The organism is Frankia nepalensis, assembly GCF_016786325.1.
Taxonomy (GTDB): Bacteria; Actinomycetota; Actinomycetes; order Frankiales; family Frankiaceae; genus Pseudofrankia; species Pseudofrankia nepalensis.
Window position 1 is genome coordinate 1 of record NZ_JADWYU010000168.1, and the last position, 26,369, is coordinate 26,369.

Genomic DNA, 26,369 nt, shown 5'->3' on the forward strand with positions numbered 1-26,369 from the left:
CACCACCCCCGACACCGCCACCATCCACCTCACCGACCCCACCGGAAAACCCCTCACCACCATCCACACCCTCACCACCCGACCCGCGTCGAAGGCCCAGATCGAGGCCGCCGCCGGCGGGACCGAGGACGCGTTGTTCCGCGTCCAGTGGCGTGGCCTGCCGGCCCCGCCCGTGCCGGCGGTCGTCGCCGGCCAGCGCTGGGCCGTGCTGGGCGCGCCGCCCGCCGGCCTGGGGGTGCAGGTGACGGCGGCGAGCGGGCTTGACGCGGTCACGGGGACGCCGGACGTGCTCCTGCTGCGGCTCGCGGGCTCGGCCGACGCCGACGTCGCGCGGTCCGTCCACACCGTGACGCGCGACGTGCTGGCGCAGGTGCAGGAGTGGCTGGCCGAGGAGCGTTTCCAGGGCGGGCGCCTGGTGGTCGTCACCTCGGGCGCGGTCGCCGTCGGCGCGAGCGACGACGTCACCGACCTGCCGCACGCGGCTGCCTGGGGGCTGCTGCGGTCGGCCCAGACCGAGCACCCGGACCGGCTGGTCCTGGTCGACGTGGACGGCGCCGCCGCGTCCTGGGCCGCGCTGCCGGACGTGTTGGCCTCGGGGGAGCCTCAGATTGCCGTGCGGGCTGGCGCGGTGCTGGTGCCCCGGCTGGCCAGGGCGGGCGCGCCGGCCGCGAAGACGAGCGCGGGGGCGGCCCGGTTCGGTGAGGGCACCGTCCTCGTCACGGGAGCGACCGGCGCGCTGGGCGCGCTGTTCGCCCGCCACCTGGTGACCGCGCACGGCGTCCGCCACCTGCTCCTGCTCAGCCGCCGCGGCCCACACGCCCCCGGCACCGCCGAACTCACCGCCGAACTCACCGCCGCCGGCGCCCACGTCGACATCGCCGCCTGCGACACCGCCGACCGGACGGCCCTGGACGCCGTACTCGCCGCCGTCCCCGGCAGTCGGCCGGTCAGCGCCGTCGTCCACATCGCCGGCGTTCTCGACGACGCGACCTTCGAGGCGCTGACCCCGGATCAGCTCGACACGGTGCTGCGGCCCAAGGCCGACGCCGCCTGGCACCTGCACCAGGCCACCACCCACCTCGACCTCAAGGCCTTCATCCTGTTCTCCTCGGTCCAAGGCCAGGTTGGCGGCGCCGGACAGGCCAACTACGCGGCCGGCAACGCGTTCCTCGACGCCCTCGCCACCCACCGCCACACCCACGGACTACCCGCCACCTCCCTCGCCTGGGGCCCCTGGGCCGACAGCGGCATGGCCGCCCAACTCACCACCGCCAACCAGGACCGCCTCGCCCGCACCGGCATGACCCCCCTCACCCCGCACCGCGGCCTCACCCTCTTCGACACCGCCCTCACCCTCGGCGCGGCCTCGCTGACTCCCGTCGTCTACGACGCCTCCGTGCTGCGCGCCCGCGGCGCCGAACTCCCTCCCCTGCTGCGTGGCCTGGTCCGCGGCCCGGTCCAGCGGGCGCTCGCCGCGGCCGCGGCGCAGCCGGAGCAGTCCCTCGCGCAGCGGCTGACCGGGCTGTCCGCGGCGGACCGGGCGAAGGCGGTGCTCGACGTGGTGCGCGCGCAGGTGGCGGCCACTCTCGGCTACGAATCCGCCGAGGGCGTGGCCGCCGACAGGGGCTTCAAGGACCTGGGACTGGACTCGCTGACCGCCGTCGAGCTGCGCAACCGGCTCGGCAAGGCGACCAGCCTGCGCCTGCCGGCCACCCTCGTCTTCAACTTCCCCACCCCCGGCGAGCTCGCCGGGCATCTGGTCGCCGAGCTGTTCGGCGACGCGACCGAGCAGGAGACCGGGCCCGACGCGGCCGTGGCCGTGGTGGACGAGGAGCCGGAAGGCATCGACCCGGACCTCATCGACGCCATGGACGTCGAGGACCTGATCCGCATGGCCTGCCCGTGATGAGGGCCTGGGTCGAGGCGGCGCCCGGTTGCCTCGCGCCGTGCTCTGGCCGAGGCCGGATCAGACGACGATGACCGTCTCGCAGTTCGGCGAGTCGTAGATGATGTCCGCGCTGTTCTTCGTCACCGAGTCCGTTCCGGCGCGACAGTAGATCGAGTCGAGGTCGGCCGAGTTGGTCGACGCCTCGATGACGTCGTTGCCGTTCCCGCCGTCCACGCTGTCCCTGGTGTTCGCCGAGCCCGGACCGCTGGTCAGCCGATCGTCGCCGTCGCCGGCGACAAGACTGGACTTACCGCCGGAGGCGGTCAGGATGTCCGCGCCCTCCCACCCGGAAAGAGTCACCCCGATGGGCTTGTACGACTGCCCGTAGACCATGCCGAACCCGCTGGCGCTGAACGTGTCGTCGCCGTCCCAGCCGATGATGCTGACGTGCTCCACCTTCCGCCAGTTCGGCGGGCTGTTGCTGTCGGGGGCCTGTTTCACGCAGCTGATGGTGGTGGGATTGTCGAGCGTGCACGGCGTCCCCGGCACGTCAGCGCGTATGGTCATCGAGGATGCGTTCGGATCGTGAAAGACAATCCGGTTCTGGTCGCCGGCCGGGATCTCGACGCTGACCTCGTCCGCGCCCTCGCTCGTGTAGTAGTTGATGGAGATGTCCGGGTAGCTGCTGAAATACCAGATGGTCATCTGAGTCCTGGCCGCCGAGGCCGGGGGCGCGATCCCCAGGATGATGCCCGCTCCAAGGAGCGACGCCGCGGCGATGGCGAGCGCGCGAATGCGTTTGGCGACCCGTGGTCTGCTCACGGGTACCTCCTTCTGCCGTGGATTGGTGTTTCGTCCAGGCAGAGGTTCGAACGCCGGGCTGACGCGGCACTGACGCCGGCCTGAAGCGGGAACGCCGGGGGGCAGGCCGCGGCCGGCCGGCCGCACCGGTCCAAGAACCGGCTACGCACGCTCGTGAGCACACGGAAGAGACCCGGGAAAACCCACGCCCCTGCCCGGTCAGCCAGGCCCGTCAGATCAGGGAGCGAGGGACGCGAGGCAGTCGGATCAGCGTCGTGACTCGACCGCGGCGGCCAGGACAACGGCGATCTCCTCGACCGTATCCAGCTTGCCCATGGCCACGTCGATCACCAGGTCATAGGCCTCGTCGTTGGTCAGCGTCAGACGACGGCCGTTGATGCCGTAGAAGGCGAGCACCGCGGCGAGCGCCAGACGCTTGTTTCCGTCGACCAGCGCGTGATTGCGCGCGAGCGAGTGCAGCAGGGCCGCCGCCTTCAGGTCAAGCGAGGGATAGGCGTCCCGGCCGAACACGGTGGCGTGTGGCCGGGCAAGCGCCGAGGCGAGCAAGCCGTGATCACGGACCAGAGGATCGGCGCCGAGCGTGCGTTGGGCGACATGGAGCAGCTCACGAAGGGTCAGGTAGAGCATCCGATGTCAGCCGGTTCATTCGCCGAGGCGGCGCAGCGCTTCGGCGTAACGCGGAAGTTCCTCGTCGAGGACCTGGTCGAGCAGCTCCGCGCGGCTATGCGCCTCGATGTAGTCCCGGATCGCCTGACGCGCGACTTCCTGCATCGACCGCTGCTCCAGCTCCGAGCGCCGCCGCAGCGCCTCAGACTCTTCGTCGGTCAACCTCAGTGTCATGGCCACCACCAGATGGTATCACTCTTGATACCAAGCGACACCAGACCTGTTGGCGGAGGATGTCCCCATGTTGGTGCGGGAGGCGATCGGGCGGTTTCTGGGGGCGCAGGGGGTGCGGGTCGCGTTCGGGGTCGTGGGGAGTGGGAACTTCCACATCACCAACGCGCTGGTGGCGGCCGGGGCGCGGTTCGTGGCGGCACGGCACGAGGGCGGGGCCGTCTGCATGGCGGACGGGTACGCCCGGATGTCCGGCGAGGTCGGGGTGCTGACGGTCCACCAGGGGCCGGGTTTCACGAACACGATGACCGGCCTCGCCGAGGCGGCCAAGAGCGCCACTCCCCTGCTCGTGCTCGCCCCCGAGGCGACCGACGAGCGGTCGAACTTCTTCGTCGACCAGGCGGCGATGGCCACCGCGGTCGGGGCGGTCGCGGCCCGCGTCCGCTCGCCGCGCACGGCGCTGGTGGCCGTCGCGAACGCCTACGCGACGGCCCGCAACCTACGGCGGACGGTCGTTCTGAACATCCCGATCGACGTCCAGGACCTGGAGCTGCCCGACGGGCCGGTGCCCGTCGTGCCCGCCCCGGAGCCGCCACCCACCCCGGCCACGCGGGACGTCGCCCGTCTCGCCGACCTGCTGCTCGGCGCCAGGCGGCCTGTGCTCATCGCCGGCCGCGGCAGCCGGTCGGTGGCCGCCGCCGGGGCACTGAGCTCGCTCGGCGCCCGGACCGGCGCGTTGCTGGCCACGTCGGCGGTCGCGCGCGGGCTGTTCCACGGCGAGCCGTGGAATCTCGACGTCTCCGGTGGGTTCGCGTCCCCACTGGCCGCCGAGCTGATCGGCCATGCTGACCTGATCGTTGGCTGGGGCTGCGCGCTGAACATGTGGACGATGCGACACGGCAAGCTGATCGGGCCGGGCGCGACCGTCGTCCAGGTCGACGCGGACCCGGCTCGACTGGGCCGCGCTCGGCCGGTGGACCTCGGCATCTGGGGCGGCGTCACCGAGACCGCCGAAGCGGTTCTCGACATTCTCGACGACCACTTCGACTCCCGCGGCTGGGACCGGGCGGATGCCGGCTATCAGACACCGCGGATCGCCGCCCGGATCGCCGCCGAACTGCGCTGGGACCAGGTTCCCTACGACGACGAGTCCACTGCCTCGCGGATCGATCCCCGGACGCTGTCCATCGAGCTGAATCGGCTGCTACCGGCCGAGCGGGTGGTCTCGATCGACTCCGGCAACTTCATGGGCTGGCCGTCGATGTACCTCGACGTGCCGGACGAGAACGGCTTCTGCTTCACCCAGGCGTTCCAGTCGATCGGCCTCGGGCTCGCCACCGGGATCGGGGCCGCGATCGCCCAGCCGGACCGGCTCCCCGTGGTAGGCACCGGAGACGGCGGCTTCCTGATGGGGATCTCGGAGCTCGACACCGCGGTGCGGCTGAAGCTGCCGCTCGTCGTGATCGTCTACAACGACGCGGCGTATGGCGCGGAGGTGCACCACTTCACCGGCGGCGAGTCGCTGGCCAACGTCACCTTCCCGGACACCGACATCGCGGCGATCGCGCGCGGGCACGGCTGCACGGGGATCACGGTCCGTTCGGTGGGCGACCTCGACGTGGTCAGGGGCTGGCTGGCCACCCGGGGCGGGCCGCTCGTGATCGACGCCAAGATCACCCCGATGGCCTCGTGGTGGCTACAGGAGGCCTTCGGCCACTAGGCTGCCCCGTAGATCATCACCGAGGCGCCCGTCGCCCATGGTCGGGGGCGTCATCCGCCCTGAGCCGTGGTGGGCGGCGTGGTTCCCGCATGACCTGTGGTGGCCGGACACGCCGCTTTCGGCGCCACAGCCCATGCCCACAACCGCTGACAGGATGCGCGGACCGGCGCCTCGCGTGGCGACCGGCTCTCGCGGGAAGGTTCTGGATGACTGTCGTCGATTCTCTGCTGGCCGCCCTCGCCTCCGGGGAGGTGACGATCGTCGACCTGACCGCTCCGCTCTCCCCGGAGACGCCGATCCTGCGGCTGCCGGCGCCGTTCGCGAACACGGTCCCGCTGTCGCTGGAGAAGATCAGCGACTTCGACGAGGCCGGCCCGTTCTGGGGCTGGAACAACATCCACACCGGTGAGCACACCGGCACCCACCTGGACGCCCCGGTCCACTGGGCGTCGGGCCGGGGCGGTCGCTCCGTCGACCGGATCCCGCCGGACCGGCTGTTCGGCCCGGCGGTCGTCCTCGACTTCACCGCCGAGGCGGCGGCGGACCCGAACTTCCTGCTCGAGCCCGCGCATCTGGAGGCCTGGGCCGCGGCGAACGGGCCGCTGCCCGAGGGCGCCTGGCTGCTGTTCAGGACCGGCTGGTCGAAGTACTCCGCCGACGCCGCCGCGTTCCTCAACGCCGACGAGAACGGCCCGCACACCCCGGGTGTCTCGGCCGCCGGCGCGGAGTGGCTCGCGAGGTCCCCGATCTCCGGCTTCGGCGTCGAGACGGTGGGCATCGACGCGGGCTGTGCCGGCGCCCTGGACCCGGTCTTTCCCGTCCACTACCACCTGCTCGGCGCCGACAAGTACGGCCTGACCCAGTTGCAGAACCTCGACAAGCTCCCGGCGACGGGCGCCCTGCTGGTCGTGGCCCCGCTCCCGATCGTCGGCGGCACCGGCTCCCCCGCCCGCGCCTACGCGATCGTCCCCGCCTGATGGGGGCAAGGGCCGGAGCGCGCCGCCCGGGCGGAGCGAACCAGCAAACACATAACGCATGAACTCAGCCATGCGGCGCGGAGGCGCGCCTCCGCGGCGGGCTCCCACGAGCGAAGCGACGTGGGCGCCCGCAGCGGAGGTCGCCGGAGCGCACGTGAGCGGAGGAGGACGGCGCGCGGAGGTCCCTTGGGAGCGAAGCGAGCAAGGGGCCGGAGCGCGCCGCCCGGACGGAGCGAACCAGCAAACAGACCCTCAGATCAGCGAGCGCAGGACGTAGGGCAGGATGCCGCCGTGGCGGTAGTAGTCCGCCTCGCCGGGGGTGTCGATCCGGACGACCGCGTCGAAGGACCTGTCGCCGGCTCCTACGGTCAGCGTGGTGGTCTTCTCGCTGATCTCGGACAGGCCGGTGATCGTGAAGACCTCCTCGCCGGTCAGGCCCAGCGACTCGACCGAGTCACCCGGGGCGAACTGCAGCGGCAGCACGCCCATGCCGATCAGGTTCGAGCGGTGGATGCGCTCGTAGCTCTCCGCGATGACGACCCGAACGCCCAGCAGCGCCGTGCCCTTGGCCGCCCAGTCACGCGACGAGCCGGAGCCGTACTCCTTGCCCGCGAGCACGACCAGCGGCACGCCGTCAGCGGCGTACCTCTGCGCCGCGTCGTAGATCGCCATCTGCTCGCCGTCGGGCAGGTGGCGGGTGACGCCGCCCTCGGTGCCGGGGGCGAGCCGGTTGCGCAGCCGGATGTTGGCGAACGTGCCGCGGATCATGACCTCGTGGTTGCCGCGGCGCGAGCCGTAGGAGTTGAAGTCGGCCGGCGCGACGCCGTGCTCGGTGAGGTAGCGGCCGGCGGGCGAGTCCTTCTTGATGGAGCCGGCGGGCGAGATGTGGTCGGTGGTGACCGAGTCGCCCAGCATCGCGAGCACCCGGGCGCCGACGATGTCGGTGCGCGGGGCCGGGACCTGCGCCATGCCCTCGAAATACGGTGGGTGCCGCACGTAGGTGGAGTCGGGGGCCCAGGCGAACGTCTGGGAAACCTCGCCCCCGTCGCCGACCGGAAGCGACTGCCACCGCTGGTCGCCGGACAGGTCCGCGTAGTCGCGCTCGAACAGGTCCGACGTGATCGCCTCGTTGACGACCGCCGCGACCTCGGCCTCGGTCGGCCAGATGTCGCGCAGGTAGACCGGGTCGCCCGCCTGGTCGGTGCCCAGCGGGTCGTTGTTCAGATCGACGTCCATGGTGCCGGCGAGCGCGTAGGCGACGACGAGCGGCGGGGACGCCAGGTAGTTCATCTTGATGTCCGGGTTGATCCGGCCCTCGAAGTTGCGGTTACCGGAGAGCACCGAGACGACGGCCAGGTCGGCCTCGTTGATCCCGGCGCTGATCTCGTCCTGCAGCGGGCCGGAGTTGCCGATGCAGGTGGTGCAGCCGTAGCCGACCAGGTTGAAGCCGACCTTGTCCAGGTACGGCACCAGCCCGGCCCGCTCGTAGTAGTCCATGACCACCTTGGAGCCGGGGGCGAGCGTGGTCTTGACCCACGGCTTGCGGGTCAGGCCCTTCTCGACGGCGTTGCGGGCGAGCAGCGCCGCGCCGATCATGACCTGCGGGTTCGAGGTGTTGGTGCAGGAGGTGATCGCGGCGATCGCGACCGCGCCGTGGTCGATGGTGAACGTGGTGCCGTCCGCCAGCGTGACCGGCGTCGGGTTCGACGGCCGGCCGGCCAGGGCGCCGGAGATGCCGTTCGACGAGGCCGGGACGTCCGACGGCTTGTCGGCGACCGCCGTCGGCGAGTCCGACGCGGGGAACGACTCGTCGTCGGCCTCGTCCGCGCCGCCGGGGGCGAGCACGGTGAGCTTCGCGTAGTCGGCGAGCGCCGCGCGGAACTTCGGCTTCGCGGAGGCCAGCGGCACCCGGTCCTGCGGGCGCTTCGGGCCGGCGAGCGACGGCTCGACGGTCGACAGGTCCAGCTCGAGGGTCGTGGTGTAGTCGGCCTCGCGGGAGGGGTCGTGCCAGAGGCCCTGCTCCTTGGCGTACGCCTCGACCAGCGCGATGAGCTCCGCCGGGCGGCCGGAGAGCTTCAGGTAGTTCAGCGTCTCCTGGTCGACCGGGAAGATCGCGCAGGTGGAGCCGTACTCGGGGCTCATGTTGCCGATCGTGGCCCGGTTGGCCAGCGGCACCGACGGCACGCCCTCGCCGTAGAACTCGACGAACCGGCCGACGACGCCATGCTTGCGCAGCATCTCGGTGATGACGAGCACCATGTCGGTCGCGGTCGTGCCGACCGGCAGCTCACCGGTCAGCTTGAAGCCGACGACGGTCGGGATGAGCATGCTGACGGGCTGGCCGAGCATCGCGGCCTCGGCCTCGATGCCGCCGACGCCCCAGCCCAGCACCCCCAGGCCGTTGATCATCGTGGTGTGGCTGTCGGTGCCGACCAGGGTGTCCGGGTAGGCGAGGACGCCCTCGGGGGTCTCCCTGGTGAAGACCACGCGGGCGAGGTACTCCAGGTTGACCTGGTGGACGATGCCGGTGTTGGGCGGCACGACGGTGAAGTTGTCGAACGCGGCCTGGCCCCAGCGCAGGAACTGGTAACGCTCCCGGTTGCGGTTGAACTCCAGCGTGGCGTTCAGGTCGAAGGCGTCCGGGCGGCCGAAATGGTCGGCGATGATCGAGTGGTCGATCACCATCTCGGCCGGCGCCAGCGGGTTGATCTTCGCCGGGTCGCCGCCGAGGGCCACCATCGCCTCGCGCATCGCGGCGAGGTCGACGACACACGGCACGCCGGTGAAGTCCTGCATGATCACCCGGGCGGGCGTGAACTGGATCTCCTGGCTCGGCTCGGCCTTCGGGTCCCAGTCGGCCAGGGCCCGTACGTGGTCGGCGGTGATGTTCGCGCCGTCCTCGGTGCGCAGCAGGTTCTCCAGCAGCACCCGCAGGCTGTAGGGCAGGCGGTCAGCACCGGGCACCGCGTCCAGCCGTCTGATCGTGTAGGAGCGTTCCCCCACCACGAGCTGTCCGGTGCTCCCGAAGCTGTCCATGTTTGTCGTCTCCTTCTGTCACGCCCAACGCGCCGCGTTCTGTCAACCCAGCGCACCGCGCACCCGCCGGCGTTGTGTGATCGCCGGCCGGGCGCGGGGCCCGGTACGGCCGGCCACGGGCACGGCCGAACAGGGCCGGTGGTTACCGTCCCGCGCCCATCCTGGCATTCCCAGCCTGGCGGCCATCAGCCCAGCGGCCCGGGTGAGCGTCGCATCACCACCGAGTTACTTAGCCTAGCTAAGCATACCGCGAGGATCGCGCGAACGGGGCAGCTGGGGAGACCCGAACGAGATCAGCGGGCCTCGTCGGCGAGAGCCGGGCGGTCCGGGCAGAACGGTGAGCGACGAAGCCGGCGCAACGCGGCCCACCGCTCGTCCGGCGTCGGGGGCACCGGCAGCGGCCCGGCGGCGGCACGCGCCCACACCTGCGTCGGCGCGCCCGGCGCGACCATGATCACACCGGTCAGCGCCGCGGCGACCACCCGCACGGCGGGCAGGTCCGGGGCGAGCACCGGCGTGCCGGCGGCGCAGCCGGCCAGCACCGACGGGACCGGGTCGCGCCCACCGGCCGCGGCACCCGGAGTGCCGGGTGCCGGGCTGGGCGCGGGAACCCGGCCCGACGGGTCGGGCGCGGGGACGAACAGCAGGGCGGTCTCGACCAGCAGCCGCGCGACCTCGTGCGGCGCCCGCTCCCCCACGAGGTCGAGCGCGCCGACGACGCCCGCCGCGCGGGCGAGCAGCCGGCCGCGCTGCGCGGGCGGCAGCTCCCCCACCAGCCGCAGCCGGGCGGGCAGGCCGTCTCGGCGTAGCCCGGCGAGCAGGTCGACGGCCCGCGTCCGGCCGTACTCGTCGTCCGCTCCGCCGAGATGCAGCAGTGTCCACGCGGCCAGATCCGCCCCGGTCCGCCCCGGCCGGCCGCGGGCCGCGATCGCGATCCCGAACAGCGCCAGGTCGACGACGGGCGCGACGGGCAACCGGCCACCCCGGTCGACGACCAGTTCCCCAGACTCATCCACAGACAGAGTGTGTCCTAGCGGCCACCCATAGCAAGGGATCTCTCCTCCGTGTCCCGGCCCCGCCCTCGCGCGAGCGGGACGCGAGGGGAATGCGGGAGGGCGGGGAGGCGGGGGACGGAGTCACGCCGGGCCGGTCGGCGGACCCCGGAAGCCGGGCGAGCGGCACCACGCGGCGGGAGCGGTCCCACGACGTCGACCGCCGCCCCGTCGGGCGCCGTCGGGCGCCGTCCTGGCGACCGTCGTCCTGGCGACCGTCGTCCTGTCGATCACAGCTTCACGATCACGGCGACCGGCGGGTTGGCGCGGTGCCGCCACCCACCATCCGATCATCGTCGCCCGCGCCGACAGCGCCCGGCCGCAAGCCGACCAACCAACCGTCACGGGCACCTTAGGTAAGGTTTACTAATATCAGTCAGTCTGCGGCAAAATCGGCATCCGAGCCGCCAGCCGCGGAAAGCCCGGGATCCCAGGAGCGCGGCGACCCCAGCCAGGCGGACAGGGCCGGACCCAGCCGGCGCCACCCGGCGGCTACCAGGCAGCACGAACATCACCACAAGAGCGACATCTCACCACCAGTCAGAGAGAGGCACATGGCCAAGCTGCCGAAGTTCCTCGCGGATTACACCGAGCGTCGTGGATTCAGCACCGAGGTGTCCGAGGTGACGGATCTTTCCGCCGCGCTCCGCCGGGTGACGTTCGAGAGTCCGTCGCTGTGCGCGCAGGAGTTCTCGCCATGTGACGTGACAGCGTTCCGGGTGAGCGACAACGACTTCCGGCACTACACCCCCGAGTGGATCGACCGCGACAAGGGGCGTGCGTCCATCCTCTTCCATCGGCATCACGACCCGAAGGCACCAGGGATCACGCTGGTCGACGCCCTCCGGCCGGGCAACGAGATCACCTGGTGCGGGGTCGGGTCGGCGAAGAGCTTCCGGTGGACCTCGCCCGCGGCCGCCGTCGCGCTCGGCGATGCCACCACCGTCGGGCTGATGGTCGCGCTCGCCGAGCGGGCGCGGGCGGAGGGCCGCAGCTTCCTCGCGGTGCTCGAGCTCGACGCCGCCGACTGCTCGGCGGCCCAGACGCTCCTCCCGGACGCGGTCGTCCTGCCGGCGAAGGAGGAACCTGGGACGGCGCTGGACGACTGGGTCGCGTCGGCGACGTTCGACGACTTCACGCCCGAGGCGATCTACCTGGCCGGTCACGGGCAGTCGATCCAGCGGCAGCGTCAGGCGCTCTCCTCCCGGCACGGGCTCGATCGCAAGTCCATCCGGACGCAGCCGTACTGGGCGACCGGAAAGGTCGGCCTCTGACGGATGAGGGGGTTCCTCGCGCGGTAGTCAGCGGGACATCCCCAGAACGTCCGCCGCGGTGGGAGGTGGGCCGGACAGGGCGACGGCCGCCGTGGCGCAGATCAGGCGCAGGGCGAGGGTGAGGGCGTCGGCGATAGCGTCGGCGCAGGTCTCGAACGCCGCGCGGCCACGGCCCAGCGGGTCGGCGACGTCGTCGTCCGCCGCGGCGATCGGGGCGTCGCCGCCGGTGCGGGCGGCGAGCGCGCGAGCGGCGAGCGCACAGCCGGCGGCGCGTAGCGCGCGCGCCGGGTCCGTCGCCGCCGCGGGCGGCGCGAGCGGGCCGAGCTCGGCCGCCCGGGCGAGCTCACGCAGCGTGCAGGCGCGGCGGAGCGCGACCGGTACCGCCGTCACCACGGCCGCCCGGTGCTCCCTGCTCGCGCAGAGCACCAGGTCGGCGCTCGTGACGAGGTCCTCGGTGAGCCGGCGGGCCCGGAACCCCGCCGCGTCCACTCCCCGCGCGGCGAGCGCCGCCTCGGCCTCCGGCTGCATCGGCTCGTCCACCCAGGCGCTGATCCCGGCGCTCCCGACCAGGGCCACGTCCGGAACGGCGAAGCCGGCGGAGCGCAGCACGGCGGCCGCCATCCGCTCGGCCATCGGGGACCGGCACACGTTGCCCGTGCAGACGACCAGCACCGACCACGGCCGCGCCGACGCCGTGATCGTCATCGGTCCGCGAGGTCGTCGGTCTCGACGCCACCGCGCCAGTCGCGATCAGCCTCGCCGCCGTCGGCCAGGTCGTCGACGACGCCCTCCTCCGAGGCCGCGTCGTCCGAGCCGAACGCGAGGTCCTCGTCGCGCGCGGGCCAGACCCGCGCGGCCGGGCGGCGCGGCAGGGGCGTCACCGGCCGGGCCTGGGCCGGTCCCGGCGCGCCCGGCCCTGTCACAGCCGGCCCTGTCACAACCGGCCGGGGCACGGTCGGCGCGGTCATGGTCGGCTGGGTCGCCGCCGCGTGTGGGCCGGCCGCCGACCGGCCGGGCAGCACCTCGGCCACGGCCGGCTGGACCGGGGCGGTGCCGAGCACGGCGGTGAAGACCGCCCGGGTGTGCTCGGCGGGCTCGGTCGCCATCCGCGCCCATTCGGCCGCCCGGCGACGCATCCTCGCCAGTCGGGCCCGGTCGGTGAGCAGGTCGACGAGCACCGCGGCGAGCGCCTCCGGCGACTCGTCGCCCGGCGTCACGCCGGTGACCCCGTCGACGTACGTGTCGCGGGCGCCGCCGGACACCGGTCCGACCACCGGGCAGCCGGCGAGCTGGGCCTCGGTCAGCAGCAGGCCATAGTCCTCCGCCGCCTGCCCCGGCCGGGTCCTGGCGGCCAGGACGAACAGGTCGGCGGTGGCGTACAGGCCCGCCAGCGTCGCGTCGTCCGGCGACTCGACCAGCTCGACGCCGGCGATGGCCGCGGCGGCCCGCCGGGGCGCCGCCGTCGCCGGGCCGCGGCCGGCGATCACCAGACGGACCGGCCCGACAGCGTCACGCACGGCGGGCAACGCGGCGAGCAGCGCCGGCATCCCCCTGTCGGCCCATTCGGCGCCGTCGAGCCGCAGGACGGTCAACAGCGTCTGCGCTGGGCGGGCCAGCCCCGGCTGTGCCCGCTGGCCGGAGGTCGGGCGGGTCTCGGGCGGGCGGCCGGCGCGAGCGCCCGCGGCGAGCAGCGTCGCCCGCCACGCGGGCGCGACGCCGGGGCGCAGCACCGGCGCCAGGCCGAGCCCGGACAGCGCGCCGGCGCCATAGGAACTGGCCGCGAGCGGGTGGAGCGCCCGGTGGCGGGCGAGCAGCGCCCTGCCCAGCCGGCGGAGGTTTCCGTCGGTGCCGTAGAACACCACCGGCGCGCGCCTGGCCCGCCCGGCGGTCGCGACCGCCGCGGCGAGCGGGATGAGGCGCGGGTGGCCGGCGACGACGGCGTCGACCGGTGCCAGCCGTCGCGCCGCGCGCAGCGCCGCGACCGCGAACCGCGCCCGACCGCGCCCGGCGGCCCGGCCGCGCTGGTCTACCCGGTGCACCTCGGCCCCGCCGGCGGACAGCCGTTCCTCGGCGGTGGCGAGGTAGCGCCGGACGCCGTCGGACCCTCCGGGCGGGGCGAGCAGCAGGACACGCGGATGGGCCCCGGTCTCGGCCCCGATGTCGAGACGATGCATGGAGAGCACGGACGGTGACTCTAAGTGTCCAAGCGTCGAGGTCGTGGAGCCCGCGCCCGGCGCGCCGCCCCTCCGAGCCGAAGCGGAACCGATCGACGCCCGGCGGACTGACGCGGCAGCGCCACTCCTCGCCGGATCGTCCAGACGCCGCTTGCCGGTATGCCCTCTTGCCGGTGTGCCCTGGAGCACAGTAGGTTCCTATATTGGATGAAGTATACAAATACGATGTATACAACCACGATGTTTGCAGCTACGAAGTGTGCAACCACTGAAGGAGTCGCGAGATGCTGCGGTGGCCCGACGGTGACCTTCTCCCGCCGCCGGTCAGGGACCGGCTGCTCGGCCCGGGCGCGCCGTTCGAGCTGACGCGCGAGCAGGTACGCGGCGTCGAGACCACCGTCTTCGCGCGCCGGCCACCGCACCTGCCCGCGATACTCGCCTCCGCCTGTGAGCGCTTCCCTGACCGGCCGTATCTCGTCTTCGCCGACAGTGCCGGCGGCGAGAGCGCGCGGCTCACCTTCGCGGAGGTCGCCGCGCGGGCCGCGCAGGCCGCGGCGGTGCTGCGGGACAAGTTCGGCGTGCGCAAGGGCGACCGGGTCGCCCTCGTCGGCGCGAACAGCCCCGAGTACGCCGTCACCCTGTGGGCGGCGCTGTCGATGGGCGCGATCACCGTCGGGCTCAACGGCTGGTGGACCGGTCCAGAGCTCGCTCATGGCCTGCGGCTGACCAGGCCAAGGGTCGTCGTCGGCGACGAGCCCCGCCTCGCTCGCCTCGAGGGGATACCGGAGGCCGCGGCCCAGCCGACGCTCCCCTTCACCGAGCTGTTCGCCGCGCTCCCGCCCGCGGACCCGGCCGGCGACGAGAACCCCGGACCGGCCCTGCTGGCGCTGTGCCCCGAGCTGGACGAGGACGACCCCGTCGCGATCCTGTTCACCAGCGGCACCACCGGCCGGCCCAAGGGCGCCGTGATCGCCCACCGCGGGCTGGTCAACTTCAGCCCCGACGCCGCCCTGCGAGGCGCGGCCACCCAGCTGCTCGACCAGTTCGCCGCCGCGCGGGAGTCCGGCGAGTCCCCAGCGCTGCCCACCGCGCCGCCTCCGCCACCGGTCTCGGTGCTGGCCGGGCCGTTCTTCCACATCTCCGGCATCGGCCCGCTGCTCAGCCACGCGCCTTACAACGGCATGACTCTGGTGTTCGCCCCGCCCGGCAGGTGGGACCCGACCGTCCACCTCGACCTGACGGTGAAGTACGGCGTGACGAACTGGTCGGGCGTGCCGACCCAGTTCCTGCGGCTGCTCGAGCATCCCCGGATCCACGACTACGACCTCAGCGCGCTGCGGGGCCTCGGCGGCGGCGGCGCCACGCTCCCGCCCGACGTGCTCAGGCTGATCGAACGGATGCTGCCGGGGCGCGGCATCGGCGGCGGCTATGGCATGACGGAGACCTCCGGCATCGGCGCGACCACCGGTGGCCGGCGCCTGCACGACACGCCCGGCTCCGTCGGCGTCGCGTCACCGACCGCCGAACTGAAGATCATCGGGCCGGACGGCGCCGAGCTGCCGGACGGCGAGATCGGCGAGATCTGCATCCGCTGCCCGAGCACCTTCCTCGGCTACTGGGACGACGAGGCCGCCACGGCCGCCGTGCTCGGCGCCGACGGCTGGTACCGCACCGGCGACTTCGGCCGGATCGACGGCGACCTGCTCTACATGGAGAGCCGGCTGCGCGACATGATCATCAGGGGTGGCGAGAACATCTACCCCGTCGAGATCGAGAACCGGCTCCGTGAGCACCCCGGCCTGGCCGACGTCGCGGTCATCGGCGTCCCGCACCGCGAGCTCGGCCAGGAGGTGATGGCCGTCGTCGTGCGCCGCGAGGGCGCCGACGTCACCGCCGAGGAGCTCCAGGGCTGGGTCGGCGCCGCGCTCGCCCGCTTCAAGGTGCCCGCCCACGTCCGCTTCGCCGCCGAGCTCCCCTACAACGCCACCGGGAAGCTCCTCAAGCGCGAGCTGGAGGAGCGCTACGCCGTTCCAGGCGACGACGGGGCATGACGCCCTCCGACGGCGACCGCGCGACCGGTGACGGCGGCGGGTGGCCGCGCCGGTTCGCCGGCAGGCGAGCCCTGGTCACCGGCGCGAGCCGGGGAATCGGCGCGGCGATCGCCCGAAGGCTCGCCGCCGAGGGCGCGGACGTCGCGATCGTCGCCCGCACCGCCGAGCGCCACCCGACCCTGGCTGGCAGCCTCGCCGAGACCGCCAGCGCCCTGCGCGCCCACGGCGGACGCGTCGCGGCCGTCACGGCGGACCTCGCGAGCCCCGCCGGGCGGGCCCACGTCGTCCCCGACGTCGAGCGCGCCCTCGGTGGGCCGGTGGACATCCTGGTGAACAACGCCGCGGCCTCCATCCAGGCCCCCGTGCGCGACTTCCCGGCGAGGCGCCGGATGATCACCTTTGAGGTCAACGTGCACGCGCCCTTCGAGCTGGCGCAGGCGGTGATCCCCGCGATGGTCGAGCGCGGCGCGGGCTGGATCGTGAACCTCTCCAGCGCCTCCGCCCGCCCCTGGCCCGGCCCGCCCTTCGCGCTCGGCGCGACCGGGGCCAGGACCGGCGTCTACGGCGCGTCCAAGGCGGCCCTCAACCGACTGACCAACGCGCTGGGCGCGGAGCTCCACGGCACCGGCGTCCGCGTGAACTCCGTCGAGCCGCGGGCCGCCGTCCTCTCCGAGGGCGCGGACGCCCTGGTCGGCGCCCACCTGAGCCCCGACCAGATCGAGTCGATGGAGCAGATGGTCGAGGCCACCGTCTACCTGTGCGCCTGCCCGCCCGACGTCACCGCCGGCAACCACGTCAGCCTCGACCTGCTCGCGGGCGTCCCCCTGCGGGTCCGCTCCCTCGACGGGACCGAGCTGGCCGGCTGAGCTGAGCCGCGCGGGCCCGTCCCGGCCCGTCCCCGAGGCCGTCTCGGCCGCCTGGCCCGCGACCGGCCGCTCAGACCCGGTCGAACGGTTCCGGGTAGGCGAAGGCGCCCCGGACCGCCGGGGTGAACGCGGTAAGCGTCCTGACCTGGAAGTACGCGCCCCAGGCCGGCACCGGCGCGCCGATGCCGTACTCCTCCGCCGGCCGGAAGCCGAAGCGGTGGTAGTACGCCGGATCACCGAGCAGCGCCACGAGAGGCTCGTCCAGCGCGTCGGCGGCCCCCAGCACCGCGTGGACCAGCGCGCGGCCGACGCCGCCGCGCCACCGGTCCGGCCGGACGCCCAGCGGCCCGAGGGCGACGACGGGCGTCGCCTCAACCCGGCCCCGGGAGCACATCACCTGCCCGACCACGGCCCCGGCGTCGTCGCACGCGACCAGCGACAGCCTCGGCAGCCAGGTCCCGCCGTCGCGGAGCTCCTCGACCAGCCGGGCCTCGACCGGCTCGTCCCGCCCCGCCGCGCCGCGGCTCGCGGGCGCGAAGGCCGCGGCGACGACTTCCCGGACCTCGGCACGGTCCGCGGAGCTCTCCCGGCGTATCAGCACCCGCCAAGCCTGCTGGCCGCGCCCCGGACCGGCAATGTGTTTTCCAGGCGGGGTGGCTTCCGAGCGGGCGTCTTCCAGGCGGGCCGGCAGCCGACGCCGTCGGTCAGGCGAGGCGTCGTCCCGTTGACCAGCCGCCGGCGGGCGGCTGGTCAACGGGGACGGCCGCTACGGGGACGGTGTCGCCGCGGCGGCCTTGTCCACGGCGGCCTTGTCCAGTGGCCGTTGGCTCGGCTGGGCGGGACGCTGGCGGGCGACGCGGCGTGCCCAGTCCGACAGCCAGGCGACCATCCGGCCGCCGGCCAGCGGTGGGCTGACGAAGTAGCCCTGGACCTCGTCGCAGCGCCAGCCGGCCAGGGCGAGCCAGGCTGCCTTCGTCTCCACGCCCTCGGCGACGATCTTCAGGTCGAGCGCGTGCGCGAGCGCCACCGTGGAGCGGACGATCTCGGCGGCCGAGGGGTCGCGGTGCATGTCGCGCAGGAACATCTGGTCGAGCTTGACCTCGTCCGCCGGCAGCTCGCGCAGGTAGGCCAGCGAGCAGAAGCCGGTGCCGTAGTCGTCGAGGCTGACCCGCACACCGAGCGCGCGCAGCTCGGCCAGCGTGCGCCGCGCCTGCTCGCGGACGGTGATCAGCGCCTCCTCGGTGACCTCGACGACCAGCGCGCTCGGCTCCAGGCCGTGGCGGCGCAGCGCCTCACCGACGACGCCGGCGAACCCGGCCTCGTCGATCACCGACGGCGGGACGTTCACCGAGACCGACAGCACGGCGCCGGCCGCGTGCCAGCTCGCGCAGTCGGCGAGCGCGAGGTCGAGCACCCGGCGGGTCAGGCGCGGCATGAGGCCCGCGTGCTCCATCTCCCGCAGGAAGACAGCGGGGCCGCGCAGCCCCTCCCGGGGATGCTGCCAGCGGACCAGCGCCTCGGCGCCGGTGACCCGGCCGGTGCGCGGGTCGGCCTTCGGCTGGTACCGCAGCTCGATCTGGTCCTGTTCCAGGGCGTCGCGCAGCTCGGCGCGCAGCCGCAGGCGCGCCCGGCCGGGGGCCGTGGGAGCGTGCCGGTTGCGCTGGTAGGTGCGCTGACCGGCGCGGGTCTGCTTCGCCTCGTACATCGCGGCCTCGGCGTGGCGCAGCAGCTCCGCGGCGCCGCGGCCGTGCGCCGGGGCATAGGCGATCCCGACGCTGACCTCGATCTGCACCGGCATGTCGGCGAGCAGCACCGGCACCCGCAGCGCGTCGCGCAGCCGGCCGGCGAGCAGCTCGGCCCGGCCGGGGCCCGCGTCGCGCAGCAGCACCGCGAACTCGTCGCCCCCGATCCTCGCGAGCAGGTCCGACGGGCGCAGCAGGCCGCGCAGCCGGCGGGCGGCCACGACCAGCAGCCGGTCGCCGCACTCGTGGCCGAGCACGCCGTTGATCTCCCGGAACCGGTCCAGGTCGACGAGGACGAGCGCCGCCGGCGCGGCCTCGCGCACCCGGTGCTCACCACCTCCGACCACCCGGGTCGCGGCGTCGAGGAAGGCGCGCCGGGCGACCAGCCCGGTCAGCTCGTCACGGCCGCGGAACCGGCGCAGCATCGGTCGCGCGCGGATCGACAGCAGGCACAGCGCGGCCACCGCGAGCACCGAGCCGGCGAGGCCGAGGCCCCCGGTCCAGCCGGCACCGAAGGCGCCGCGCACCGTGAGCAGCGCGAGTACCACCGACAGACCGACGAGCAGCGCCACGACCGAGCCGATCGACGCGCCGGTCGGCCCGGTCCGCGCCGGGCGGGTGTGAACGAGCGGCCACGGCCCCCCCGGCGGGCGGGAGACGATCCCGCCGGCGCTCGCCCCGACGGGGCTCACCGGGGCTGGGATCACCTTCGACCGGACACGTGCCATCGGAGCGGTGGGACTGTCGTTCCCGGTCTCGCCCACGGCGTCCGCGAGCGGGGTCGTCGGCACCGCCGGTGGGACCAGCGGGGCCGGGACCACCAGCGACCCGGTGGCGGCCAGCGCCGACGCCGCCGAGGTCAACCCGGCGCGAACGGGCGCGGCCGAGGCGGGCGCCTCGAGAGCCGTGACCGCGAAAGACGGCCCGGCTGACACGGGCACCGCCGACGCGGTGACCGCCGGAGTCGGCGCGGCCTGGGCGGGCGCGGCCGGAGCTGGTACCCGGTCGTCGCCGGGCGCGCTGGCATGTGGGGGCACACCCCATGGCACGGTCGCGTCGGTCAGCGCCGCCGCGCCGCCGGCACCGGCCGCCGACACGTGCAGAGCGCGTTCCCAGGTAGGCCGGGCCCCCGCCCGGTTCCCGGCTGTCCTGGTCGCCGTCACCTGCCGCTCCGTCGTCCCTGGGCCCGTCACCACTGGGCCTCCGGAATGCTTCGCGACGCCGGAAGCCGGCCTCGACCCTGCATTGCTCCCCCATCACTGTCATGACCGCCGGCGCCTGGGCCAGGCGCGCCCCGGTGTTGTTCCCGCCCGTCGCCATTCCGGGCGTTCCTGGGTCGGGATCGGGCGGTTCGTACCGGGCCGCGCCGTCCGACCACACCGCGCATGGCTCGGCAGGTTATCCGATACGCGCGAAATTCTGGATGGGCAATTTTCGCTCGGCCGGCCGGGGCCTCGTGGCCCGCGACGGCGTTTTCGCTGGCTGGCACGACAAACAGACGACCGGGGTGGGCGAATGCCACCCTGTAGCCTCTTGCGCCACGCGCCGACGACGCGACCACCTCGACACCAGGCGGGCACCGATGGTGCTTATCCGAGCACCAGCAGTACCCGGGCGGGCGCCGATGGCGCCCGACAGCCCCGGCCGGTCGGCGCGGACACGACGTCGGCCACGTGATCGAGAGCGGCGGTCTGGCGACGGAAGGCAACCAATCGTCTCGGCAGTCCGCCGTCCGCAGGGGTTCCCCTACCCGATGGTGACGTCGTTGACCGGAACCCAGGGATCGACGGCGGGGAAGACCACGAAGAGCAGCAGGGCCGCGACCACGGCAATCATGAGCGCGGACAGCAGCACGCGCACCGGCGTCGGCCCCGGCAGATGCCGGTAGATCCAGCCGTACATGCGTCAGCTCTCCCCGGGCTCGAACGGCGGACGACCGCCGGCGGTCTTCATCATGGTCTTGTCAAGCTCGGCAAAGACGATGAGCCGACTTTTCGCCGAGTACTCCGGATGACAGGTCGTCATCGTAAGGACGGCCGATGTCGGCTCACGTCCGGGCTGTTCCGGAACCGGCGCGACCACGTCCAGGCGGTGCGGGTCGACAACCTCCGACCGCCGCGTCCGATAGACGTAGTACCGATCCGCGACCTCGACGACTATCGGGTCGCCGGCCCGCAGCTCGTCCAATCTGTTGAATGGTTTTCCATAAGTCGTCCGGTGCCCAGAAACGACAAAGTTCCCAATTTCGCCCGGCATGGCGGTTCCCGGGTAATGCCCTGGCCCCTTCCGCAGGTGGTCCTCGTCGACTCCTTCGACGATCACCGGCGCGTAGTCGGCGCCGAACCGTGGGATCCGCAGCATCGCGAAGCCCTCCCCCGGCGCGGGGTCGGGCCGGGTGGCGGGCGGCGGCTCGGCGGGCGTGGCTGGCCGCGCCGGCGTCGACCAGGCGGTGGCCAGCCGGTCGTGCAGCCGGCTCTGGCTGCGGGCCTGCACGAGGTCGGTGACCCACAGCTGGTAGACGAGGAAGAGCGCCACGACCAGCCCGAGGGTGATGAGCAGCTCGCCGACCCCGCGGGCGACGGTCCCGACCAGGCCCGCGGACAATGCCCGCCGCCGCGTCGGGCCCGCCGAACCGGGGTCGGGCTCGGCTGGCGGCGGCTCGAGCGGCGCGGACGGGGCGGCTGGCCCCATCCTGGGCCCGCTGTCGGTCGGGCCGGCCTGCCGGGGCACCCTGCCGGCGAGGCCCGGGTCGACGGGGCGGCCCGAGGGCCGGTCGCCGGGGCGACCCGGGGGCCGGTCAGCGCGCGGGCCGGGCGCGCCGGGCTCGGTGGCGCCAGGCGCGGTCGCGCCAGGCTGAGGGCCCGGCTGGGAGCCGGCCCGCTGTTCGCCGACCGGGTCACTGTCCGCCGTTCCCGCCATGCGGGCACTTTATGTTATCGCTACATCACTTTCGGTTAGCAGCGCGCGGGCGTCAAACCCGAAGGGGAGCTCGAGCCGGTGCCTGGCGAGCAGTTCGGGGTCGGCGAGCAGCCGCCGGGTCGGGCCGTCCACGCCGACCACCCCGCCCGAGAGCACCACGGAGCGCGGGCACAGCTGCAGGGCGTACGGCAGATCATGGGTGACCATCAGCAGCGTCACGTCGAGGCCGAGCAGGATGTCGGCGAGCTCGCGGCGACCCGCCGGGTCGAGGTTGGACGAGGGCTCGTCGAGGACCAGCACCTCGGGGCGCATCGCCAGCACCGTCGCCAGCGCGGCCCGGCGACGCTCGCCGAGGCTGAGATGATGCGGCGCCCGGTCTCGGTGCTCGGACAGGCCGACGGCGGCCAGCGCCTCGTCGACCCGGGCGGTGAGCTCGGCGCCGCGCAGCCCGAGATTGGCCGGGCCGAACGCCACGTCCTCGCCGACCGTCGGCATGAACAGCTGGTCGTCCGGGTCCTGGAAGACGAGCCCGACCCGGCGCCGGATCTCCGGAAGATCACGCTTGCCGACCCGAAGCCCACCGATGCGCACCTCGCCCGCGCCAGCCCGCAGGATCCCGTTGAGGTGCAGCACCAATGTCGTCTTGCCCGCGCCGTTGGGGCCGAGCAGCGCGACCCGCTCCCCCCGGCCGATCGTCAGATCGACGCCGAACAGCACCTGCCGCCCGTCGGGGTAGGCGAACGCGAGGCCGCTGACCTCGACCGACGGCGGCTGCGCCGGGGAGGGTACCGACGCCGGCTCGGGCCGGCCGCCGGGCGGCGTCCCGGTCATCCCAGTCCCCGGGCGACACCCGCGGCGGCCGCGATCGCGGCGCCGACGGCGACCGCGGCCGTCGCGGCCGCCCAGTGGGCCCGGCTGGCGGGCTCCCGGGGCAGGCCGACCGGCAGGCTGCCGGTGTAGCCGCGCGACAGCATCGCCAGGTGCACGCGTTCTCCCCGCTCGTAGGACCTGATGAACAGCGAACCGAGCGCCATGGCGAGAGTTCGCGCGGACGCCAGCGTACGGGGCCGGTGGCCGCGGGCGGCCCGGGCGATCGCCATCCGGTGCATCTGATCGACGATCAGCGTGCTGTAACGCAGCATGAACGACATCACGGCGACGATCACGGCCGGCATCCGCAGCCGGTCCAGCCCGGTGAGCAGCTCGCGGGCCGGCGTGGTCGCCGCCAGCACGACCACGAGGGCGACCCCGAGGGTGGCCCGGGCGACCAGGCCGAACGCCTGGAGCAGCCCGTCCCGGGAGACGGTGACGACGCCGAACAGCTCGGTCCGCTCGCCGGCGGCGACGAACGGCAGCGCGACGGCGAAGGCGAGGAACGGCAGCTCGATGAGCATCCGCCGGGCAGCCGGGCCGGGAGCGACCCTGCCGAGGACGCCGAGCGCGATCACCACGAGCGCGTGCGCCGCGAACGCCCAGCCGGCGGTGATGGGGGTGAGCACGACGGTGACCACGTACCCGAACACCGCGACGATCTTGCACTCGGCGGGCAGCCGGTGCAGCACGGTGCCGCGCGGGCGGTACACCGCCACGGCGGCATGCCCGCCGCTCACCCGCGCGCCGCCGTCCGGGCCGCCGCCGCCGACCGGGCCACCGCCGGGCCCGTCGGTGCCGGCCGGCTCACCCGCGGTTCGGCCGCGGGCGCAGCCTGGTCACGGCGAGAACCAGCGCGCCGCCGACGACGAACGTGATCGTCACCCCGATGACGCCGGCCAGCCCACCGGCGACCCGTTCGTTGCCGATGCCGGAGACGGCGTAGTCGGCGATCGGCCAGTCGGCGAAGGCGTGGTCGCGGCCCTGCTCCAGGAAACCCTGGTCCTCGGCGACCTTCTCCAGCCCGTCCGGCGAGCTGCTGGCGAACCCGGACACGAACGCGGCCAGCACCAGCGCGACGAACAGCCCGGCCACGAGGAAGAGCCGGTTGCTCCGCCCGGCCGGGCGGCCCGCGGGCCCGGCGGCGTCGGCCGCGCCGTCCGGCGGCAGCGGCGTCGTCACGTCGGTCATGCGTCCACCTTCCCGGTCACGGCGGCGCCGGAGATGGCGGCGCCGCCAGCCTGGACGCCGGCGGCGCCCCGGATCTCCAGCGGCGCCCGCTCCAGCAGGTGGCGGGCGCCGTACACCAGGTCGGGGCGGGTCGCGACGACGAGGCTCACCGTCGCCGCCGTGATGAAGGCCTCGCCGATCCCGATGAGGACGTGCACACCGAGCATGGCGCCGGTGACCCCGCCGAGTGGCAGGTCGACGGTGCCGCCGACGGCGAACTGCAGCACGAACGACGCGGCCGCGAGCGGCACCGTGACCAGCGCGGCGGTGCCCGCCGCGGCGGGCACCGACCCGAGTCGCGCCGGCAGGACGCGCAGGACCAGCCGGAACAGCAGGTAGCCGAGCAACGCGCCGACGATCGCCATGTTCGTGATGTTGAGCCCGAGCGCCGTCAGCCCGCCGTCGGCGAACAGCGACTGCACGAGCAGGACGACGGCTATCGCTATCGCTCCCAGCCAGGGCCCGACGAGGACCGCGGCGAGCACCCCGCCCAGCAGGTGGCCGCTGGTACCCAGCGCCACCGGGAAGTTGAGCATCTGGCCCGCGAAGACGAACGCGGCGCACAGGCCCGCGAGCGGGACGACCTGGTCGTCGACCTCGGCGCTGGCGCGGCGCACCGCGTATCCCACCCCGGCGACCGCCACCGCGCCGTAGGCCGCGCTGGTGGGCGCGTCGATGAACCCGTCCGGAATGTGCATCTGGTCCCCTTCCGGCCGCGCGCCCGCGCGGGCACCATCGCCAGCCCACAGGAGAGGTGCTAGCAGTTGCAAATCTTACGCAACTACACCGCTGTCGCGACCCCTTTTCACCGGCACGGCGCCACGAATGGCGCCGGACCGGCCGACCGCCGCTACCGGATAGGCCCTGAACTACAATCAGCAATCGCTAGATGACGTGTTGTCGCCGGTTGGGTCGGACAAAGGATCTTTGTCAGTGCACAGTCTCCGGGCAGTCCTCCCTGCGCCTTCGGGGCCTCCGCGGGCGGAGGTGCCGGGGTCCGGCGCCGCGGCGCCCCGCGTCCTGCTGCTGGCTCCCTCCGCCGGGCCCGGTGGCGGGGTCGAGCGCTACCTCGACGCCGTCGAAGAGGCACTGCTGGCCGGCGGCGCCACGCTGACCCGGCTCGAGGCGCCCCAGCCGGCGGCCACGCCCGCCACGACCGTGGCCAGCCAGCTGGCGGCACGGGTCGACTTCGCCCGCCGGGCGGCCGCCGCGGCTCGTCGGCTCGGCCGGCTCGACGCGCTCGTCGCCGGCCATCCCGATCTGGTGAAGGCCGCCGCCGGGGCGGCGTCGCTCGGCGGAGCCCGGCGGGTGCCGGTGCTCTGCCATGGCGCGGACATCTGGCGGATGCCGCCAGCCGACCGGGCGCTGCTCTCCCGCCACCCGCTGCTGCGGCCGGTCACGGTCAGCTCGTTCTGCGCGGGCGCGCTCGCCGGGCCGAGGCTGGCGCGGCTGCTGCCCCCGGGCGTGCCGGGCGCGTGGCGGGCGACGCTGCTCGCCGAAGGCTCCCGGCGCCGGCCACACGCGCCGGTGCCGACGGTGCTCAGCGTGTTCCCGCTCGCCGACTGGGCTGACAAGGGTGTGCCGACGCTGCTGGCGGCGGTGGCCACGGCGCGCGCCGAGCTCGGCCCGGTGCGCCTCGTCGTCGCCGGCCGCGGGCCGGCACCGGGCGCGTTGCACGAGCTGCTGTCCGCCGAGCCCGACGCGGAGCTGGACGAGTCACCCGACGACGACGCGCTGGCCCGGCTGTACGCGACCGCCGACCTGTTCGCGCTGTGCACCCGGACGCGGGCGAGCGGGCCGCGCCCGTGCGGCGAGGGCTTCGGCACCGTCCTGCTGGAGGCTCAGCTCGCCGGCTGCGCGGTCGTCGGGCCCGCGTTCGGTGGCTCGCGCGAGGCCTACCAGCAGGGGGTCACCGGCTTCACCCCCAGCGACGAGTCGGCGGCGGCGCTGGCGGAGGTGCTGGTCGGCCTGCTGCGCGACCGGGCGCGCCTGACCAGGACCGGCCGGCGCGGCGCCGAGTGGGCCGAGTCGGTCACCCGCCCCGAGGACCACGTACGCGCGGTCTATCAGGCGCTGCTCGACAGCCCGCCGGTCACCTCTCCCGACCCGGCCCGCCCTCCGGTCGCCGCCGCGGCGGCCGCGGGCTGACGCCGGCGAGGGCCGGCCCGGTCATGGCCGGGAGGCACGCAACCGGTCGAGAAGGACGGGCTCGTCGAAGTAGACGCGGTTCTCGACGAGACGTCCCGCGCGGACCCGGTAGACCTCGGCGACGCGCAGGCTGACCCGGGCACCGGTGGGCTCGACCCGCTCGCCGTGGGCGGTCACGTACGGCCCGGTGTGGGTGATGGTGAGGGTGTACTCCTCGACGACCATGTCGTCCTGCTCGGCCAGCACGTGCGTCTCGGCGGCCAGCTCGCCGAACGCCGCGACGAAGCCGGCGACGTAGCCCGCCGCCGCGTCCCGGCCGCGCGCGACCACCCCGCCCGGGGCCTCGAGCACCAGGTCGTCGTCGAGCAGCTCCCGCAGGGCTGCCTCGTCGCCGGCGTCGAAGGCCGCGAGCACCCGCCGCACCGTGTCCAGCGCCGCGCCCATCGTCGGCCCCTCTCCGTCAGAAACGCGCGACCGCCGGGAAACCCCGTCCTGAAAAGAGAAACGCCGGGTATGGCCATCTGAAGGGCCATGGCCCGGCGTTTCTCTTTAGACCAACTCAGCCAACCTTCCGGCCCGGACAAGGACCGAACCCAGTCCTGTGGACCGCCCAGTCCGACCAGGTCGGGTCGGGCGCGGAGCGTCCGACCGGCAAGGCACGAGCGGCGCGCTCGGCGCGCCTTCGCGCGTCGGACTATTCGAGGTAGTCGCGCAGTTTCTGGGAACGCGACGGATGCCGCAGCTTCGACAGCGTCTTCGACTC

23 protein-coding genes are annotated in these 26,369 nt (G+C 74.0%); 7 read left to right on the plus strand and 16 right to left on the minus strand.

Annotated elements, in window-relative coordinates; translation table 11 throughout:
• On the plus strand, positions 1–1,906 hold a 1,906-nt coding region (locus I6A81_RS45085), incomplete at its 5' end, for a type I polyketide synthase (protein WP_285223081.1).
• A gap of 60 nt (positions 1,907–1,966) precedes the next feature.
• Here I6A81_RS45085 and I6A81_RS45760 read toward each other — a convergent pair.
• The 3 genes from I6A81_RS45760 to I6A81_RS25780 all read right to left on the minus strand — a co-directional run bounded on the left by I6A81_RS45760 (position 1,967) and on the right by I6A81_RS25780 (position 3,550).
• Positions 1,967–2,710 (minus strand): hypothetical protein, encoded by a 744-nt coding sequence (locus tag I6A81_RS45760; protein ID WP_203005893.1) that lies wholly within the window; start codon positions 2,708–2,710, stop codon positions 1,967–1,969.
• 246 nt (positions 2,711–2,956) lie between these two features.
• The gene (locus I6A81_RS25775; RefSeq protein WP_203005894.1) at positions 2,957–3,337 is read right to left on the minus strand and encodes a type II toxin-antitoxin system death-on-curing family toxin; all 381 of its coding nucleotides are present in this window, start codon (positions 3,335–3,337) and stop codon (positions 2,957–2,959) included.
• 15 nt (positions 3,338–3,352) lie between these two features.
• The gene (locus I6A81_RS25780; RefSeq protein ID WP_203005899.1) at positions 3,353–3,550 is read right to left on the minus strand and encodes a ribbon-helix-helix protein, CopG family; all 198 of its coding nucleotides are present in this window, start codon (positions 3,548–3,550) and stop codon (positions 3,353–3,355) included.
• A gap of 67 nt (positions 3,551–3,617) precedes the next feature.
• Here I6A81_RS25780 and I6A81_RS25785 point away from each other — a divergent pair, with 67 nt between their 5' ends.
• Positions 3,618–5,267 (plus strand): thiamine pyrophosphate-binding protein, encoded by a 1,650-nt coding sequence (locus I6A81_RS25785; protein ID WP_203005895.1) that lies wholly within the window; start codon positions 3,618–3,620, stop codon positions 5,265–5,267.
• 206 nt (positions 5,268–5,473) lie between these two features.
• Positions 5,474–6,244, plus strand: a complete 771-nt coding sequence (locus I6A81_RS25790) for a cyclase family protein (RefSeq protein WP_203005896.1) — start codon at positions 5,474–5,476, stop codon at positions 6,242–6,244.
• Between the two features lie 252 nt (positions 6,245–6,496).
• On the opposite strand, the gene acnA is transcribed toward I6A81_RS25790, so the two are convergent.
• Both acnA and I6A81_RS25800 read right to left on the minus strand, forming a co-directional pair.
• Positions 6,497–9,280 carry an aconitate hydratase gene (acnA, locus tag I6A81_RS25795; RefSeq protein WP_203005897.1) on the minus strand — a complete coding sequence of 928 codons (2,784 nt, stop codon included), beginning with the start codon at positions 9,278–9,280 and terminating at the stop codon, positions 6,497–6,499.
• A gap of 293 nt (positions 9,281–9,573) precedes the next feature.
• Positions 9,574–10,296, minus strand: a complete 723-nt coding sequence (locus I6A81_RS25800) for a glycosyltransferase family protein (RefSeq protein ID WP_307874906.1) — start codon at positions 10,294–10,296, stop codon at positions 9,574–9,576.
• Between the two features lie 590 nt (positions 10,297–10,886).
• Here I6A81_RS25800 and I6A81_RS25805 point away from each other — a divergent pair.
• Entirely contained in the window at positions 10,887–11,606 is a 720-nt protein-coding gene (locus I6A81_RS25805; protein WP_203005898.1) for a siderophore-interacting protein, read from the plus strand.
• A gap of 27 nt (positions 11,607–11,633) precedes the next feature.
• Here I6A81_RS25805 and I6A81_RS25810 read toward each other — a convergent pair whose 3' ends face one another.
• Entirely contained in the window at positions 11,634–12,311 is a 678-nt protein-coding gene (locus I6A81_RS25810) for an arsenate reductase/protein-tyrosine-phosphatase family protein (RefSeq protein WP_203010333.1), read from the minus strand.
• Positions 12,308–13,780 (minus strand): glycosyltransferase family 4 protein, encoded by a 1,473-nt coding sequence (locus tag I6A81_RS25815; protein ID WP_203007749.1) that lies wholly within the window; start codon positions 13,778–13,780, stop codon positions 12,308–12,310. The genes I6A81_RS25810 and I6A81_RS25815 overlap by 4 nt, the downstream gene beginning before the upstream one ends.
• A 284-nt stretch (positions 13,781–14,064) precedes the next feature.
• On the opposite strand from I6A81_RS25815, the gene I6A81_RS25820 reads away from it, so the two are divergent.
• Together I6A81_RS25820 and I6A81_RS25825 are read left to right on the plus strand one after the other, a co-directional pair.
• Entirely contained in the window at positions 14,065–15,831 is a 1,767-nt protein-coding gene (locus tag I6A81_RS25820) for a class I adenylate-forming enzyme family protein (RefSeq protein WP_203007747.1), read from the plus strand.
• On the plus strand, positions 15,828–16,697 hold the full coding sequence (locus I6A81_RS25825; protein WP_203007746.1) for an SDR family NAD(P)-dependent oxidoreductase: 870 nt from the start codon (positions 15,828–15,830) through the stop codon (positions 16,695–16,697). Before I6A81_RS25820 ends, I6A81_RS25825 begins: the two co-directional genes overlap by 4 nt.
• A 70-nt stretch (positions 16,698–16,767) precedes the next feature.
• Here I6A81_RS25825 and I6A81_RS25830 read toward each other — a convergent pair whose 3' ends face one another.
• From I6A81_RS25830 to I6A81_RS25865, 8 genes are all read right to left on the minus strand, one after another.
• A complete protein-coding gene (locus tag I6A81_RS25830) occupies positions 16,768–17,298 on the minus strand; it encodes a GNAT family N-acetyltransferase (protein ID WP_203007745.1) in 531 nt (176 codons plus the stop codon).
• A 165-nt stretch (positions 17,299–17,463) separates the two neighbouring features.
• Complete coding sequence (locus tag I6A81_RS25835; protein ID WP_307874907.1) at positions 17,464–19,602, minus strand: putative bifunctional diguanylate cyclase/phosphodiesterase; 2,139 nt, start codon at positions 19,600–19,602, stop codon at positions 17,464–17,466.
• A 583-nt stretch (positions 19,603–20,185) separates the two neighbouring features.
• Positions 20,186–20,341: a hypothetical protein gene (locus I6A81_RS25840; protein ID WP_203007375.1), complete on the minus strand. Its 156-nt coding sequence runs from the start codon at positions 20,339–20,341 to the stop codon at positions 20,186–20,188.
• 3 nt (positions 20,342–20,344) lie between these two features.
• Positions 20,345–21,358 (minus strand): class E sortase, encoded by a 1,014-nt coding sequence (locus I6A81_RS25845; protein ID WP_203007376.1) that lies wholly within the window; start codon positions 21,356–21,358, stop codon positions 20,345–20,347.
• A gap of 9 nt (positions 21,359–21,367) precedes the next feature.
• Positions 21,368–22,189 carry an energy-coupling factor ABC transporter ATP-binding protein gene (locus I6A81_RS25850; protein WP_203007377.1) on the minus strand — a complete coding sequence of 274 codons (822 nt, stop codon included), beginning with the start codon at positions 22,187–22,189 and terminating at the stop codon, positions 21,368–21,370.
• Complete coding sequence (cbiQ, locus tag I6A81_RS25855) at positions 22,186–22,968, minus strand: cobalt ECF transporter T component CbiQ (protein WP_307874908.1); 783 nt, start codon at positions 22,966–22,968, stop codon at positions 22,186–22,188. The genes I6A81_RS25850 and cbiQ overlap by 4 nt, the downstream gene beginning before the upstream one ends.
• Positions 22,969–23,035: 67 nt before the next feature.
• Positions 23,036–23,419 (minus strand): PDGLE domain-containing protein, encoded by a 384-nt coding sequence (locus I6A81_RS25860; protein WP_203007378.1) that lies wholly within the window; start codon positions 23,417–23,419, stop codon positions 23,036–23,038.
• Complete coding sequence (locus I6A81_RS25865; RefSeq protein WP_203007379.1) at positions 23,416–24,156, minus strand: energy-coupling factor ABC transporter permease; 741 nt, start codon at positions 24,154–24,156, stop codon at positions 23,416–23,418. Before I6A81_RS25865 ends, I6A81_RS25860 begins: the two co-directional genes overlap by 4 nt.
• A 289-nt stretch (positions 24,157–24,445) precedes the next feature.
• Between I6A81_RS25865 and I6A81_RS25870 the strand changes: the two genes are divergently transcribed.
• A complete protein-coding gene (locus tag I6A81_RS25870; RefSeq protein WP_203007380.1) occupies positions 24,446–25,606 on the plus strand; it encodes a glycosyltransferase family 4 protein in 1,161 nt (386 codons plus the stop codon).
• Positions 25,607–25,627: 21 nt separating this feature from the next.
• Here I6A81_RS25870 and I6A81_RS25875 read toward each other — a convergent pair whose 3' ends face one another.
• Positions 25,628–26,050 carry an ester cyclase gene (locus tag I6A81_RS25875; RefSeq protein WP_203007381.1) on the minus strand — a complete coding sequence of 141 codons (423 nt, stop codon included), beginning with the start codon at positions 26,048–26,050 and terminating at the stop codon, positions 25,628–25,630.
• Positions 26,051–26,369 lie beyond the last annotated feature (319 nt).

Coding starts and splice junctions, on each gene's coding strand:
- I6A81_RS25865 (WP_203007379.1), bottom strand. CDS start 24,156: ATGCACATTCCGGACGGGTTCATCGACGCGCCCACCAGCGCGGCCTAC.
- I6A81_RS25875 (WP_203007381.1), bottom strand. CDS start 26,050: ATGGGCGCGGCGCTGGACACGGTGCGGCGGGTGCTCGCGGCCTTCGAC.
- I6A81_RS25815 (WP_203007749.1), bottom strand. CDS start 13,780: ATGCATCGTCTCGACATCGGGGCCGAGACCGGGGCCCATCCGCGTGTC.
- I6A81_RS25860 (WP_203007378.1), bottom strand. CDS start 23,419: ATGACCGACGTGACGACGCCGCTGCCGCCGGACGGCGCGGCCGACGCC.
- I6A81_RS25820 (WP_203007747.1), top strand. CDS start 14,065: ATGCTGCGGTGGCCCGACGGTGACCTTCTCCCGCCGCCGGTCAGGGAC.
- I6A81_RS25805 (WP_203005898.1), top strand. CDS start 10,887: ATGGCCAAGCTGCCGAAGTTCCTCGCGGATTACACCGAGCGTCGTGGA.
- I6A81_RS25840 (WP_203007375.1), bottom strand. CDS start 20,341: ATGTACGGCTGGATCTACCGGCATCTGCCGGGGCCGACGCCGGTGCGC.
- I6A81_RS25810 (WP_203010333.1), bottom strand. CDS start 12,311: ATGACGATCACGGCGTCGGCGCGGCCGTGGTCGGTGCTGGTCGTCTGC.
- I6A81_RS25785 (WP_203005895.1), top strand. CDS start 3,618: ATGTTGGTGCGGGAGGCGATCGGGCGGTTTCTGGGGGCGCAGGGGGTG.
- I6A81_RS25790 (WP_203005896.1), top strand. CDS start 5,474: ATGACTGTCGTCGATTCTCTGCTGGCCGCCCTCGCCTCCGGGGAGGTG.
- acnA (WP_203005897.1), bottom strand. CDS start 9,280: ATGGACAGCTTCGGGAGCACCGGACAGCTCGTGGTGGGGGAACGCTCC.
- I6A81_RS25850 (WP_203007377.1), bottom strand. CDS start 22,189: ATGACCGGGACGCCGCCCGGCGGCCGGCCCGAGCCGGCGTCGGTACCC.
- I6A81_RS25825 (WP_203007746.1), top strand. CDS start 15,828: ATGACGCCCTCCGACGGCGACCGCGCGACCGGTGACGGCGGCGGGTGG.
- I6A81_RS25775 (WP_203005894.1), bottom strand. CDS start 3,337: ATGCTCTACCTGACCCTTCGTGAGCTGCTCCATGTCGCCCAACGCACG.
- I6A81_RS25845 (WP_203007376.1), bottom strand. CDS start 21,358: ATGGCGGGAACGGCGGACAGTGACCCGGTCGGCGAACAGCGGGCCGGC.
- I6A81_RS25780 (WP_203005899.1), bottom strand. CDS start 3,550: ATGACACTGAGGTTGACCGACGAAGAGTCTGAGGCGCTGCGGCGGCGC.